Here is a 12,999-nt window from a genome sequence, read left to right on the forward strand (position 1 = left end):
TTAATGATGGACGCCTGACATGAGCGATGCTGCGATGAAACTGGTGGTGGTTGGTGCAGCGGGCCGCATGGGACAGGCGCTCATCCGCATGGTGCATGAGATCGACGGCGTCGTGTTGCACGCAGCCGTCGGCCGCCCGGGCTCGCCCTTCATCGGCAAGGATGCCGGCGAGATCGCGGGCCTCGGCCCCAACGGTATCGCGATAACCGACGATCCGCTGGCCGCCTTCCTGCATGTCGATGGCGTGCTCGATTTCACCACGCCGTCGACCACCAATGAATTCGCAGCACTCGCCGCCCAGGCCCGCATCGTCCACATCATCGGCACGACAGGTTGCTCGGTCGAGGACGAACAGAAGATCTCAGCCGCCAGCCGCCACGCCCGCATTGTCAAGTCTGGCAATATGGGCCTCGGCGTCAATCTCTTGAGCGTGCTTGTCGAACAGGCGGCGCGCGCGCTCGATCCCGCTGATTGGGACATCGAAGTGCTCGAAATGCACCACAAGCGCAAGGTCGATGCCCCCTCGGGCACCGCGCTGCTGCTGGGTGAAGCCGCCGCCAAGGGCCGCGGCATCGATCTCGCAACGCACTCCGTCCGCGTCCGCGATGGCCACACTGGCGCGCGCGAAGCGGGCACGATCGGCTTTGCCACGCTTCGCGGTGGCTCCGTCATCGGCGAACATTCCGTCATCTTCGCCGGCGAGGGCGAGCGCGTCTCCATGGCCCACAGCGCCGGCGACCGCTCCATCTTCGCGCGCGGCGCCGTCAAGGCAGCCCTTTGGGCGCGCGACAAGAAGCCGGGTCTCTATTCCATGCTCGATGTTCTCGGGCTCTCCCAACACTGATCTCATCAGGAGGAATTTATAATGAGCGGTACCCTCGTCCTCGTTCGCCACGGCCAGAGCGACTGGAACCTGAAGAACCTTTTCACCGGCTGGAAGAACCCGGAGCTCACGGAGCTCGGCGTTCAGGAAGCCAATACCGGCGGCAAGGCGCTTGCCGAAACCGGCATCAAGTTCGACATCGCCTTCACCTCCGATCTGAAGCGCGCCCAGGACACGCTGAAGATCATCCTTGAAAACGTCGGCCAGACCGGCCTCGAGACGATCAAGGATCAGGCGTTGAACGAGCGCGATTACGGCGATCTCTCCGGCCTCAACAAGGACGACGCCCGCGCCAAGTGGGGCGAAGAGCAGGTCCACATCTGGCGCCGCTCCTACGACGTTCCCCCTCCCGGTGGCGAAAGCCTGCGCGACACCGGCGCCCGCGTCTGGCCGTATTATCTGACGGAAATCCTGCCCCGCGTGCTGCGCGGCGAAACCGTACTCGTCGCCGCTCACGGCAACTCGCTGCGCTCGCTGGTCATGGTGCTCGACAAGCTCACCAAGGAACAGATCCTCGGCGTCAACCTCGCGACCGGCGTTCCCATGGTCTACAAGCTCAACGCCGACTCGACCGTCGCTTCCAAGGAAGTCCTCGGCGACATGTCCGGCGCCCACTAAATATTATCGCGCCGCGCGTCTCTGTGATGCGCGGCGCCTCTCCGGACAGACCGGACAAATTCATTAGTTTTTGGGTCCGTTTTCCGTCTGACCCTTCGGCTTCCGCGCCGCCTCGAAATCCGGCAGCCGGTTGGCGATCCATTGCCAGAGCCCCACCACTTCCACCAGAAGCTCCCCGCCCAGCGGCGTCAGCTCGTATTCCACGCGCGGCGGCACCTGCGGGTAGAGCGTGCGCGTCACCAGCCCGTCGGCCTCCAGCGTCCGCAGTGTCTGCGTCAGCACCTTCTGGCTGATGCCTTCCACCCGTTCCAGAACCCGTGAAAAGCGCAGCGGCCCCTTCGCCTCTGCCAGGATATGCATGACGCGCAGCGGCCACTTGGCGCTGGCGCGCTCCAGCATCTCGCGGGCAAGCGCATCCTCTGCATCCGTCAGCGTCTCGCAGAAGTCGAATGTACCATCGTTCAGTTCAGTTACCATAAGGTATGTATAGATCCATCCGGTACCTTCTTTCAAGAAGATACCGTCAGGTCTATATGGTCTTTCGACGGATCAAGGAGATTTCGGATGTCACAGGTTTGGTTGATTACAGGCAGTTCGCGCGGTCTCGGCAGGGCGCTTGCGGAAGCGGTTTTGGCTGAGGGGCACAATCTGGTCGCCACCGCACGCAATCCCGCCCAGCTCGATAATATCAAGCAGCGCTATCCCTCAAGTGTCTTGACGATTTCGCTTGATGTGACCGACGAGCAATCGGCCGAGCAGGCGGTGAAGGCCACGGTCGAGCGCTTCGGCCGGCTCGACGTCCTCGTCAACAATGCCGGCTATGGTGACGTCGGATCGATCGAGGATACCAGCCTTAGCGATTTCCGCGCCCAGATCGAAACCAACCTCTTCGGCACCATCATCGTCACCAAGGCGGCACTGCCTCTGATGCGCGAGCAGGGTGCCGGCCATATCATCCAGGTTTCCTCCGTCGGCGGCCGCATCGGCCCGGCCGGCCGCGCGCCCTATGCTGCGGCGAAGTGGGGCGTCGAGGGCTTCTCCGAGGCCTTGAGCCGCGAAGTCGGCCCGCTCGGCGTCAAGGTCAGCATCGTCGAGCCCGGCGGCTTCCGCACCGATTTCGCCGGCGCCTCCACCACGTTGCGCGAAGGCCGCCCCGAATACGACGAAACCGTCGGCAAGATGGCCCGCTATCAGCGCGATTATGACGGCAGGCAGCCCGGCGACCCGGCAAAAGCCGCCGCCGCCATCATCCATCTCGCCAGCCTCGAAAACCCGCCGCTGCGCCTTCCGCTCGGCAGCGACGCCATCCGCGCCATCGAGCAGAACGACGCGCAAAGAGCCACCGAACACGCCACCTGGCGCGACCTCAGCCTCTCCACCGACTTCGACGCCGGCAACGGGGCAGGGCACTTTCCCTGGGAGGCGAGGTGAGCCTAAAATAGCGTCTAGCACGCCTGCTTGAGGGCGATAGGAGTGGATGCTAGGTTGCGGGTCGAGCAGGGAGATACACCATGACGACCCGGCGTAAGTTCAAGTCGGATGCGTTCGAAGCCATCCATTCGTCCGCGCAGGCGCTGTTCAAGGTCGGCGGCATCGATGAGTCGATGCTGCGCGATTTCGATTACGCATGTCTGACGGTGCCCCCGGCGATCAAGACGCCGAAGGCCTAGGATAACCCTCAATTCTCGATCGTGAACTGCACCCTGTCGGCCGCAAAGCGCGTCACCGAATATTGCACCGGCACGCCGTCGAGATCGGTATTCATCGCCTTGGTGATCAGCACGATCGCCCCCGGCGTCAGTTCCAGTGCCGAGAGGTCGGCGGCTTCGGCGTGGGCGGCGGTGATTTCGGTGGTGGCGCGGATATAGTCGGATAGGCCTAGTGCGGCGAAGGCGCGGGTGATCGATTCCGTCGTCTCGTAGGCATCACGCATGCCCGCGAAGCGCGCCGCCGGAAACCAAGAGGTCGCGCTCGAGACCGGCCGCCCATCCGCCTTGCGCACCGTCTCCAGCCGGATCAAGTTTGTCCCCGGCACAAGCTTCAGCCAGCGCGCCACCTCGTCGCTGGCCGCTTCCTCGCCATGGCCGAGCAGCAGCCCGCGTGTCTCGCGCGCCTGCTCGCCGATGCCGCTGTTGAAGCGGGTCCGCTTGCTGATCGGAAAGTTCAGCCGCTCCTTGCGCTCGATCAGCGTGCCGCGACCCTGCACGGCGCGCACGATCCCTTCCTGCGCCAGAGCCGCCAGCGCGCTGCGCACCGTGTGGCGGTTGACGCCGAACTGCGTGGCGAGCGTCATCTCCGGCGGCACCATGCCCGTTTCGTCGTAGGCGCCGGCGCTGATCGCCTGGCGAATCCGGTCGGCGATCTGCCGCCACAGCGCCACGCCCGTCTGTCTCTGAACCTGCCCAGCCATTTTAGCCCTTTATCTTATGCGCCCCCGAAATGTCACACGCTTGTCACCTCGGCGATTTAGGTCTAGGTATAGCTTGTATGGTTGTCTATATCAATAGACATTTAAAGGATGTGGCGATGACCTTAGCGGAAAAGAAGGTAGGCAAGACCGAGCTGAGTGAGGGCGACCGGGCGCGCAAGCGCACCGTCGATCTGCTCGCCCGCGCCGAGCGGCAGGAGCTGGAAGCAGCCTGGCAGGCATTGACGGAAAAGCCGGTGGCGCAAGCCGTGCGCGGCCCCGAAACCGGCCTCGTCATGGTGCGCGGCCGCATGGGCGGCGGCGGTGCCGCCTTCAATCTCGGCGAGGTCACCGTCACCCGTGCCACCATCCGCCTCGCTTCCGGCACCATCGGCCATGCCCAGGCGCTCGGCACTGATCGCGAAAAGGCACGTCTCTCGGCGATCTTCGATGCGCTCTGGCAGGAGCCGGCCACCCGCGACACAATCGAAACCACCCTGCTTGCGCCGATCGCGGCCCGCGTCGCCGATGCCGATAACAAGAAGGCCGACGAGACCGCGGCCACCCGCGTCGATTTCTTCACTATGGTTCGCGGAGACGACTGATGCCCCTCAAGACCGAAACACATAACGCCGATGCTCTCTCCGGCGGCTTCGCCGAGCCGGTGTTCCACGCCCAGAGCGTCTTCAAGCTGATGATGGATGCCATGGCCCGCCCCGGCACCATCCAGACCGTGTCGCCCGATGCCGAGCCGCCGGCGCCGCTCGGTATCGCTGCCGGCGCCATCGCGCTAACGCTCTGCGATCACGACACCCCCGTCTGGCTCTCGCCCGCCTTGGCAAAGTCCGCCACGCCGCAATGGCTCGGCTTCCACACCGGTGCGCCGGTCACGCCCGAAAAGGCCGAAGCCCGCTTCGCCTTTGTCGATGAAGGAGCCACGCTCTCCTCCTTCGGCCTGTTTGCATCCGGCACCCAGGAATATCCGGATCGTTCGACCACGCTCGTCATCGAGCTGCCCGATCTCGAAGGCGGTCGCCGCCTCGCTTTGATGGGCCCCGGCATCAAGACCGTCACCGACGTCGCGCCGCTTGGGCTCCCCGAGCGCTTCCTGCATCTGTGGACGGAAAATCGCGCGCTTTTCCCGCGCGGCGTCGACATCGTGCTCACCTCGGGCAGCCGTTTCCTCTGCCTGCCGCGCACCACCAAGATAACCGCAACGGAGATGTGACCCATGTATGTTGCCGTCAAAGGTGGCGAGGCCGCCATTTCGAATGCCCACCGCCTGCTCGCCGATCGCCGCCGCGGTGATCGCGCGCTCCCCGCCATCGGCATCGAGCAGATCGTCGCGCAGCTGACGCTCGCCGTCGACCGCGTCATGGCCGAAGCCTCGCTCTACGACCGCACGCTGGCGGCACTCGCCGTGCGCCAGTCGCGCGGTGACATGATCGAGGCGATCTTCCTGCTGCGCGCCTACCGCACGACATTGCCTCGCTTTGGCTACTCGCAGCCAATCGATACGGCGCAAATGAAGATCGAGCGCCGCGTCTCCGCCACCTATAAAGACCTGCCGGGCGGCCAGCTGCTCGGCCCGACCTTCGATTACACCCACCGCCTGCTCGACCCGTCGCTGCTTGAGGATGGCGCGGTCGAGGAGCCGGTGCTGCGCGAGGCCGAGACCGGCCGCGTCATGCGTGTCTCCGAGATCCTCGCCCATGAAGGCCTGATCGAGGGTGATGGCGAAATGCCGGAGGATCACGAGATCGGCGATCTGACCCGCGAGCCGATGGAATTCCCGATGAGTCGCGACCTGCGCCTGCAGGCGCTTGCCCGTGGCGACGAGGGTTTCCTCTTGGCGCTCGGCTATTCCACCCAGCGCGGCTATGGCCGCAACCACCCCTTCACCGGCGAAATCCGCATCGGCGAGGTCGAGGTGGAGTTCGATGTGCCCGAGCTCGGCTTCGCGGTCTCGCTCGGTTCCATCCAGGTCACAGAGTGCCAGATGGTCAACCAGTTCAAGGGCTCCTCCAAGGCGCCGCCGCAGTTCACCCGCGGTTACGGCCTGGTCTTCGGCCAGAGCGAGCGCAAGGCCATGTCCATGTCGCTGGTCGATCGTGCGCTGCGCGCCGGCGAGCTAGGCGAGGATGTCACCGCGCCCGCGCAGGACGAGGAATTCGTCATCTCTCATGCCGATAACGTCCAGTCGACCGGCTTCGTCGAGCATCTGAAGCTGCCGCATTACGTCGATTTCCAGGCCGAGCTCGATCTCGTCCGCCGCATGCGAAACGACTTCGACGCCGCCCGCAACGGTGGCGATGACGATCTCAAGGAGGCAGCCGAATGAGCGATCTCGCCACATACAACTTCGCCTATCTCGACGAACAGACCAAGCGGATGATCCGCCGCGCCATCCTGAAGGCGATCGCCATCCCCGGCTATCAGGTGCCCTTCGCCTCCCGCGAAATGCCGATGCCCTATGGCTGGGGCACCGGCGGCGTGCAGGTCACGGCCTCGATCATCGGCCCCGATGATGTGCTGAAGGTCATCGACCAGGGCGCCGACGACACCACCAACGCCGTCTCCATCCGCGCCTTCTTCCAGAAGGTCGCCAATGTCGCGGTCACCACGCACACCAAGGATGCCACCATCATCCAGACCCGCCACCGCATCCCGGAAGAAAAGCTCGGGGCGGGCCAGGTTCTGGTCTACCAGGTGCCGATCCCCGAGCCGCTGCGCTTCCTCGAGCCGCGCGAGACCGAGACCCGCAAGATGCACGCGCTCGAGGAATACGGCCTCATGCACGTCAAGCTCTACGAGGACATCGCCCATAACGGCCGCATCTCCAAGACCTACGCCTACCCGGTCAAGGTCGCCGGCCGCTACGTCATGGACCCGTCGCCGACGCCGAAGTTCGACAATCCGAAAATGCACATGTCGGACGCCTTGCAGCTCTTCGGCGCCGGCCGCGAAAAACGCATCTACGCCGTCCCGCCCTACACCGAAGTCGTCAGCCTCGATTTCGAGGATCACCCCTTCGAGATCCAGCGCTTCGGCAAGCCCTGCGCCCTCTGCGGCGCGGAAGACGTCTATCTCGACGAGGTGATCCTGGACGACAAGGGCGGCCGCATGTTCGTCTGCTCGGATACGGATCATTGCGAGGACCGGCGGGAGCATGGCCATGTCGGCGAGATGCTGGCGCAGGGTCGGGAGGCTGCGGAATGAGGGCGCTTTCAAGCTGGCGTTCTGCCGCGGATACCCCCCTCTGCCCTGCCGGGCATCTCCCCCACAAGGGGGGAGATTGGCTGGGCGCAACCGCTCGTTCCGCATCCATTGGCTGGCGTAAACATCGCAACGAGTCGATCTCCCCCCATGTGGGGGAGATGTCCGGCAGGACAGAGGGGGGTAACCCGCCCTCGACATTCCATGCCCTCACACACACATTCGCGGAGGCATAGCCATGACCGACACCCCCCTTCTCAAAGTCAACGACGTCTCGAAGTTCTACGGCAACCGCATCGGCTGCAAGAACGTCTCCTTCGAGCTCTGGCCCGGCGAAGTGCTGGCGATCGTCGGTGAATCCGGCTCCGGCAAGACGACGCTCTTGAACTGCATCTCCACCCGCCTGATGCCGACCACGGGCAGCGTCGAGTATCACATGCGCGATGGCCAGTACCGCGATCTCTACCACATGAGCGAGGCCGAGCGCCGTTTCCTGATGCGCACCGACTGGGGCTTCGTGCATCAGAATCCGGCTGACGGGCTGCGCATGACGGTGTCGGCCGGCGCCAATGTCGGCGAGCGGTTGATGGCGATCGGCGATCGGCACTATGGCAATATCCGCGCCACTGCGGTTGATTGGCTGAGCCGCGTCGAGATAGACGAGAGCCGTATCGACGATCAGCCGCGCGCCTTCTCCGGCGGCATGCGCCAGCGCCTGCAGATCGCCCGCAATCTCGTCACCGGCCCGCGCCTCGTCTTCATGGACGAACCGACCGGCGGTCTCGACGTCTCGGTTCAGGCCCGCCTGCTCGATCTCGTTCGCGGCCTCGTCAACGATCTCGGCCTTGCCGCCATCATCGTCACCCACGACCTCGCCGTCGCCCGCCTGCTGTCGCACCGGATGATGGTGATGAAGGACGGCCACGTCATCGAGCATGGCCTGACCGACCGGGTGCTCGACGATCCCCGCGAGCCCTACACCCAGCTCCTCGTCTCCTCGATCCTGCAGGTATAGTTGAGAGCGCAATCCGTAAGCCGGCTAAGCTCACGGATTGTCGCCAGAAACCAGGGAAGTCAATCATGGCAACGCCACTCGTTGTTTCGGAAGTCTCCAAGAGCTTCACCATGCATCTGCGCGACGGCATCAAGCTACCCGTCGTTTCGGATGTCTCCTTCTCCGTCGCCTCGGGCGAATGCGTCGTGCTCGGCGGCCCCTCGGGCATCGGCAAGAGTTCGCTGTTGAAGATGATCTACGGCAATTACGCGGTCGATAGCGGCCAGATCCTGGTCAAGCACCAGGATCGCATCGTCGATCTCGCCACCACCGATCCGCGCACCATCATCGAGGTGCGCCGCCGCACACTCGGTTACGTCAGCCAGTTTCTGCGCACCGTGCCGCGCGTCGCGGCCATCGATGTCGTCGCCGAGCCGCTGGTCGCCCGTGGCACGAAGGCGGATGTCGCGCGCGAAAAGGCAGCCGAGCTGCTTGCCAAGCTCAACCTGCCGGAAGCGCTCTGGCAGCTCCCCCCCGCCACCTTCTCCGGCGGCGAGCAGCAGCGCGTCAACATCGCCCGCGGCTTCATCACCGATCACACCATCCTCCTGCTCGACGAGCCGACCGCTTCGCTCGACGCAAAGAACCGCGCTGTCGTCGTCGAAATGATCGCCGAGAAGAAACAGAAGGGCGTCGGCCTGCTCGGCATCTTCCATGACGAGGAAGTGCGCGAGGCCGTCGCCGACCGCATTCTCGACGTGCAGAAGTTCTCGCCACGGAGGCCGATCGCAGCATGAGCCGCAAGATTGGCCTTGAGCCCTATATCCACGAGACCGCCTCGGTGAACAATTCGACGCTCGGCCGCTACACCGAGCTGTCGGAGCGCTGCCGCATCGATGAGGTCGGGCTTGGCGATTACTCCTACGTCATGCAGGACGGCGCCATCTGGTGCGCCACGATCGGCAAGTTCGTCAACATCGCCGCCTCCGTGCGCATCAACGCCACCAACCATCCGACCTGGCGCGCCACGCTGCACCACTTCACCTACCGCGCCGCCGATTACTGGCCGGACGCGGACATGGAGACGGAGTTCTTCGAGTGGCGCCGCTCCAACCGCGTCACGATCGGCCATGACGTCTGGATCGGCCACGGCGCCACGCTGCTGCCGGGCGTCAACGTCGGCAACGGCGCCGTCATCGGCGCCGGCGCGGTGGTCTCCAAGGATGTCGCACCCTACACCATCGTCGGCGGCGTACCCGCCAAGCTGATCCGGGAGCGCTTTCCGAAAGAGATCGGCGAGCGCATGGACAGGCTCGCATGGTGGGATTGGGAGCATGACCGGCTGCGCGTGGCGCTCGCCGACTTCCGCGCGCTCAACGCCGAGGATTTCTTGGCGCGATACGAGGCCTGAGCCGCCTATCCCTTTGCATCAAACCTCTCCGGCGCGAATGGATCACCATTCGCGCCGGGGGCTTAGCCGAGGCTGATCAGCGCCGTGCCCGCGATGGCAAGTGCGGCCCCGCCCCAGGCATGCGCACGCGGCATCTGTCCGCTGCGCAGCCACACCATCGGCAGAATGACGACAGGCGTCATCGAAGACAGCGTCGAAACGATCCCGACATTTCCGGTCTTCAGGGCCGCCATCAGAAGCGACATTCCGAGCGCCGTACCGAAGAAGGCCGCGGTGGCCGCAAGGCCGAAATCCCGCGCTCGAAAACCGATCGCCTGGGCCCGCACCCGAGGGAGCGCCAGAAGCGCCCAGAAGCAGATCACCGCCAGCCCGGAACGCACCGCCATCGCCGTGAAAGGCTCGACACCGGCAGCCATCGCCGGCCGCGCCGTCAGGCTCCCCAGCGCCTGCCCGAGCGCGGTGATGACGCCGAGCGTTATCCCGACCATGGACACCGGCGGCGTAGAAGGTGCCGGCTCCGCGATCGGCTCGCCATCGGCAAGCGGGATCATCGGCGCCGGCCGACGCCGGCGAAAGCCGATGGCAATCACGATGCCGCAAAGAATGAGCACGACCCCGAGCCCCTGTCGCAGATCGATCGTCTCGCCCAGCGCGACATAGCCGAGCACCAGCGCGAATGGCGAGGCCAGCGAGAACAGCAGCGCCGTCACGCGCGGCCCGGCCGTATAGATCGCCGCGAAATAGGTGGTGCTGGCAATCACGATCCCGAACACGCTGGAGGCTAAGAGCGACCCGAGCTGCCAAGCCCCAAGCGTCGCCCACCCGCCGGCAACAGTCGCCGCCAGCGCCGTCATCACGAAGGCCGCGGTCAGCTGCCAGCGCGCAAGCTGCATCAACGGCACCCGCCCGTTGAGCTCGTTGATGAACATCGAGCTGAGCGCGATGCAGGTGGCCGAACCGATTGCGAAGGCTTCCGAGACGAACATGGAGATTTCCTTGAGGGGCAACGCAGCTTTCAGGAAAGTCTCGCGGGAAATCAAGACGCTATGAGGCGCGAACGGCACCAATCTCTGCCGGTGACTTGGCTGTCCAATAACAACAGGGATCGGCCGTCGTTTCCCGCCCAGATGTATCGCTGTAGCAAACCCCATATCTTCCCGCCGAAGCTTCCGCTAATGTCCGCGCCACGACACGTCCCATCACGGAGCCAGCCTTGACCCATACGCCGCAGTCCCCGGTGAACCTTTGACGACCGATCACGAAGCGACATTCCTGGCCTCGCTCGGCTGGTCCGAATTCTTTTCCGATCAGCTGACGGATGACGATCATGGTCTCATCCCCCGTCGCATCGCCGAAGTGCATCGCAGCCGCCTGAGCGTCACCTCGCTAGACGGCTTGATCCGGCTCAAGATTTCGCATCAGCTGAATACGTCCGAATTCGCCGTCGGCGACTGGGTGATGGTGGATCCCGAGGACGACAGGCTGGTGCGCCGGCTGGAGCGCCGCACGCTGTTGCAGCGTCGCGTCGAGGGACGTCAGGGCCAACAGCTCGGCGCCGCCAATGTCGATACGCTCCTGATCGTCACCTCCTGCAACGCCGATTTCAACGTCGCCCGCCTCGAGCGCTACATGGCGCTCGCCAACCAGGCCGAGACAACGCCCGTCATCGTGCTGACCAAGGCCGACCTCGCCCCTGATGTCGCGGAATACGAAGCCCAGGCGAAAGCGCTGCAGCGCGATCTCGCGGTGGTCGTGCTCAACGCCAAGAGCGACGATGCCGCTGCAGCGCTTGGTCCATGGAGCGGCTTCGGCCAGACGCTCGCGCTGATCGGCTCCTCCGGCGTCGGCAAGTCGACGCTGGTCAATGCGCTGGCCGGGCTGAGCGGCGAGGGCTCGCAGGCAACCGGCGGCATCCGCGAACGCGACGCCAAGGGCCGCCACACCACGACCGCCCGCTCGCTGCACGCCATGGAAGGCGGCGGCTGGGTCATCGACACGCCGGGCATGCGCACGCTCCACGTCAGCGATGTGCAGGAAGGGATCGAGCAGGTCTTTTCCGAGATCACCGAGCTTGCCGAACACTGCCGCTTTCGCGATTGCACCCACGACCACGAACCCGGCTGCGCCGTCCAGGCCGCCGTCAAATCCGGCACGCTTGCGCCCGAGCGTCTCGCCCGCTGGCGAGTGCTGCGCGACGAGAACGACAAGAATACCCCGAAGATGACCGGGCCGAAGGGCAACAAGGTGCTGCAGAAGCGGCGGTGAGGGGTGAGGCGTGGGCGCGGGAACCGTGCGCCAAGCCATGGCGTCACTAGCCATGACTATGGAAATCTAATGTTTTTCACTAGACTTCGCCATGCATGGCTAGACTTCGCTTGAACTTCGGGAAAATGCCGTAGAAGTGCACCGCATTCACCACACCCCACGCCTGTCACAGAATTGTGACCCCACTGTCACGTTTCAATCCACAGTAGCCCCGTTTGTGACAGCACTTACACAAAACTGACATTGGAGCTTCACGGACCGGGCCTAATGCACTCCCTCATATCGCGTTTGGGCTATGAGGAAGAGCATGATGTTCGAGCTGAAGAATGTCACCCGTCAATTCGGCAAGAAGATCGCCGTCGATAGTGTGACGCTTGACATCCCTCAGGGCCAGATGGTCGGCATTATCGGCCGTTCGGGCGCCGGCAAGTCCACGCTTCTGCGCATGATCAACCGCCTGCAGGAGCCGAGCTCCGGCTCGATCCATTTCAACGGCACCGAGGTGTCGGGCCTGCGCGGCAAGTCGCTGCGCAACTGGCAGCGCGATTGCGCCATGATCTTCCAGCAGTTCAATCTCGTGCCGCGCCTCGACGTGATGACCAATGTCATCCTCGGCCGTCTCAACCATCGCTCCACCGTGCTTAGCCTGCTCGGCGTCTTCACCCGCGAAGAGCGGGTGCAGGCGATCGCGGCGCTTGAGCGTATGGGCATCGAGCAGACGGCGCTGCAGATGGCCGGCACGCTCTCGGGCGGCCAGCAGCAGCGCGTGGCGATTGCCCGCGCTCTCATGCAGGCGCCGAAGATGCTGCTTGCCGACGAGCCGATCGCCTCGCTCGACCCGCTGAACGCCAAGATCGTCATGGACGCGCTGCGCGATATCAACGAGCGCGAAGGCATCACCGTCATCACCAACCTGCACACGCTCGACACCGCGCGCAGCTATTGCGAGCGCATCGTCGGCATGGCCGGCGGACGGGTCGTCTTCGACGGCAAGCCGTCCGAACTGACGGCCGACGCCGTCAACGAAATCTACGGCACCGACAAGAACGGCGCCGGCATCGACGAGACCATGACGTCCACCAGCCTTGATAACATCAAGGGCAAGCAGCAGGACGCCGTATCCCGCGTGATGGCCGCCTCCGCCGTCATGCGCTGACAAGTTTCCGGCCGGGGGAAAAAGCCGGAAAAGCACAGCTCCCCAGTAA

At 64.5% G+C, this 12,999-nt stretch carries 16 protein-coding genes; 13 read left to right on the plus strand and 3 right to left on the minus strand.

The genetic code is table 11. The features are described 5' to 3' along the window. Nucleotides 1–19 precede the first annotated feature (19 nt). The gene (dapB, locus tag AC1DOG_RS13925) at nt 20–844 is read left to right on the plus strand and encodes a 4-hydroxy-tetrahydrodipicolinate reductase (protein WP_477928763.1); all 825 of its coding nucleotides are present in this window, start codon (nt 20–22) and stop codon (nt 842–844) included. 21 nt (nt 845–865) lie between these two features. After that, nucleotides 866–1,501 carry a 2,3-bisphosphoglycerate-dependent phosphoglycerate mutase gene (locus AC1DOG_RS13930; protein ID WP_018899221.1) on the plus strand — a complete coding sequence of 212 codons (636 nt, stop codon included), beginning with the start codon at nt 866–868 and terminating at the stop codon, nt 1,499–1,501. A gap of 63 nt (nt 1,502–1,564) precedes the next feature. Here AC1DOG_RS13930 and AC1DOG_RS13935 read toward each other — a convergent pair whose 3' ends face one another. Further along, nucleotides 1,565–1,978 (minus strand): winged helix-turn-helix transcriptional regulator, encoded by a 414-nt coding sequence (locus AC1DOG_RS13935; protein ID WP_113197192.1) that lies wholly within the window; start codon nt 1,976–1,978, stop codon nt 1,565–1,567. Between the two features lie 87 nt (nt 1,979–2,065). Between AC1DOG_RS13935 and AC1DOG_RS13940 the strand changes: the two genes are divergently transcribed. Then, on the plus strand, nt 2,066–2,932 hold the full coding sequence (locus AC1DOG_RS13940) for an oxidoreductase (RefSeq protein WP_477928766.1): 867 nt from the start codon (nt 2,066–2,068) through the stop codon (nt 2,930–2,932). Between the two features lie 80 nt (nt 2,933–3,012). Then, nucleotides 3,013–3,171, plus strand: coding sequence for a hypothetical protein (locus AC1DOG_RS13945; protein ID WP_477928768.1), 159 nt, complete (start codon nt 3,013–3,015; stop codon nt 3,169–3,171). Between the two features lie 8 nt (nt 3,172–3,179). Here the strand turns inward: AC1DOG_RS13945 and phnF are convergent, their stop codons facing one another. Beyond that, nucleotides 3,180–3,911, minus strand: a complete 732-nt coding sequence (gene phnF / locus AC1DOG_RS13950; RefSeq protein ID WP_477928770.1) for a phosphonate metabolism transcriptional regulator PhnF — start codon at nt 3,909–3,911, stop codon at nt 3,180–3,182. Between the two features lie 116 nt (nt 3,912–4,027). Between phnF and phnG the strand changes: the two genes are divergently transcribed. The 7 genes from phnG to AC1DOG_RS13985 all read left to right on the plus strand — a co-directional run bounded on the left by phnG (nt 4,028) and on the right by AC1DOG_RS13985 (nt 9,529). Then, entirely contained in the window at nt 4,028–4,513 is a 486-nt protein-coding gene (phnG, locus tag AC1DOG_RS13955) for a phosphonate C-P lyase system protein PhnG (RefSeq protein WP_477928772.1), read from the plus strand. Further along, on the plus strand, nt 4,513–5,136 hold the full coding sequence (gene phnH / locus AC1DOG_RS13960; RefSeq protein WP_018899229.1) for a phosphonate C-P lyase system protein PhnH: 624 nt from the start codon (nt 4,513–4,515) through the stop codon (nt 5,134–5,136). The genes phnG and phnH overlap by 1 nt, the downstream gene beginning before the upstream one ends. Before the next feature lie 3 nt (nt 5,137–5,139). After that, complete coding sequence (locus AC1DOG_RS13965) at nt 5,140–6,249, plus strand: carbon-phosphorus lyase complex subunit (RefSeq protein ID WP_047506739.1); 1,110 nt, start codon at nt 5,140–5,142, stop codon at nt 6,247–6,249. Further along, nucleotides 6,246–7,127 (plus strand): alpha-D-ribose 1-methylphosphonate 5-phosphate C-P-lyase PhnJ, encoded by an 882-nt coding sequence (locus AC1DOG_RS13970; protein WP_018899231.1) that lies wholly within the window; start codon nt 6,246–6,248, stop codon nt 7,125–7,127. The genes AC1DOG_RS13965 and AC1DOG_RS13970 overlap by 4 nt, the downstream gene beginning before the upstream one ends. Nucleotides 7,128–7,362: 235 nt before the next feature. Further along, complete coding sequence (gene phnK / locus AC1DOG_RS13975) at nt 7,363–8,139, plus strand: phosphonate C-P lyase system protein PhnK (protein WP_018899232.1); 777 nt, start codon at nt 7,363–7,365, stop codon at nt 8,137–8,139. Nucleotides 8,140–8,204: 65 nt separating this feature from the next. Beyond that, entirely contained in the window at nt 8,205–8,915 is a 711-nt protein-coding gene (gene phnL / locus AC1DOG_RS13980; protein WP_037188349.1) for a phosphonate C-P lyase system protein PhnL, read from the plus strand. Further along, complete coding sequence (locus AC1DOG_RS13985; protein ID WP_477928776.1) at nt 8,912–9,529, plus strand: DapH/DapD/GlmU-related protein; 618 nt, start codon at nt 8,912–8,914, stop codon at nt 9,527–9,529. The genes phnL and AC1DOG_RS13985 overlap by 4 nt, the downstream gene beginning before the upstream one ends. Before the next feature lie 62 nt (nt 9,530–9,591). Here AC1DOG_RS13985 and AC1DOG_RS13990 read toward each other — a convergent pair whose 3' ends face one another. Next, the gene (locus tag AC1DOG_RS13990; RefSeq protein WP_477928778.1) at nt 9,592–10,515 is read right to left on the minus strand and encodes a DMT family transporter; all 924 of its coding nucleotides are present in this window, start codon (nt 10,513–10,515) and stop codon (nt 9,592–9,594) included. A 259-nt stretch (nt 10,516–10,774) separates the two neighbouring features. Between AC1DOG_RS13990 and rsgA the strand changes: the two genes are divergently transcribed. Both rsgA and phnC read left to right on the plus strand, forming a co-directional pair. After that, entirely contained in the window at nt 10,775–11,794 is a 1,020-nt protein-coding gene (gene rsgA / locus AC1DOG_RS13995; protein ID WP_477928780.1) for a ribosome small subunit-dependent GTPase A, read from the plus strand. A gap of 310 nt (nt 11,795–12,104) precedes the next feature. After that, nucleotides 12,105–12,950, plus strand: a complete 846-nt coding sequence (gene phnC, locus AC1DOG_RS14000) for a phosphonate ABC transporter ATP-binding protein (RefSeq protein ID WP_477928781.1) — start codon at nt 12,105–12,107, stop codon at nt 12,948–12,950. Nucleotides 12,951–12,999: the final 49 nt, after the last annotated feature.

It is taken from the genome of Rhizobium sp. 01N48 (assembly GCF_056399145.1).

Bases quoted from the DNA above. Each gene is read 5' to 3' on its own strand.
- AC1DOG_RS13970 (WP_018899231.1), top strand. From the start codon at position 6,246: ATGAGCGATCTCGCCACATACAACTTCGCCTATCTCGACGAACAGACC.
- phnH (WP_018899229.1), top strand. From the start codon at position 4,513: ATGCCCCTCAAGACCGAAACACATAACGCCGATGCTCTCTCCGGCGGC.
- phnK (WP_018899232.1), top strand. From the start codon at position 7,363: ATGACCGACACCCCCCTTCTCAAAGTCAACGACGTCTCGAAGTTCTAC.
- phnF (WP_477928770.1), bottom strand. From the start codon at position 3,911: ATGGCTGGGCAGGTTCAGAGACAGACGGGCGTGGCGCTGTGGCGGCAG.
- phnL (WP_037188349.1), top strand. From the start codon at position 8,205: ATGGCAACGCCACTCGTTGTTTCGGAAGTCTCCAAGAGCTTCACCATG.
- AC1DOG_RS13945 (WP_477928768.1), top strand. From the start codon at position 3,013: ATGACGACCCGGCGTAAGTTCAAGTCGGATGCGTTCGAAGCCATCCAT.
- AC1DOG_RS13935 (WP_113197192.1), bottom strand. From the start codon at position 1,978: ATGGTAACTGAACTGAACGATGGTACATTCGACTTCTGCGAGACGCTG.
- AC1DOG_RS13940 (WP_477928766.1), top strand. From the start codon at position 2,066: ATGTCACAGGTTTGGTTGATTACAGGCAGTTCGCGCGGTCTCGGCAGG.
- phnC (WP_477928781.1), top strand. From the start codon at position 12,105: ATGTTCGAGCTGAAGAATGTCACCCGTCAATTCGGCAAGAAGATCGCC.
- dapB (WP_477928763.1), top strand. From the start codon at position 20: ATGAGCGATGCTGCGATGAAACTGGTGGTGGTTGGTGCAGCGGGCCGC.
- AC1DOG_RS13990 (WP_477928778.1), bottom strand. From the start codon at position 10,515: ATGTTCGTCTCGGAAGCCTTCGCAATCGGTTCGGCCACCTGCATCGCG.
- AC1DOG_RS13965 (WP_047506739.1), top strand. From the start codon at position 5,140: ATGTATGTTGCCGTCAAAGGTGGCGAGGCCGCCATTTCGAATGCCCAC.
- AC1DOG_RS13930 (WP_018899221.1), top strand. From the start codon at position 866: ATGAGCGGTACCCTCGTCCTCGTTCGCCACGGCCAGAGCGACTGGAAC.
- AC1DOG_RS13985 (WP_477928776.1), top strand. From the start codon at position 8,912: ATGAGCCGCAAGATTGGCCTTGAGCCCTATATCCACGAGACCGCCTCG.
- phnG (WP_477928772.1), top strand. From the start codon at position 4,028: ATGACCTTAGCGGAAAAGAAGGTAGGCAAGACCGAGCTGAGTGAGGGC.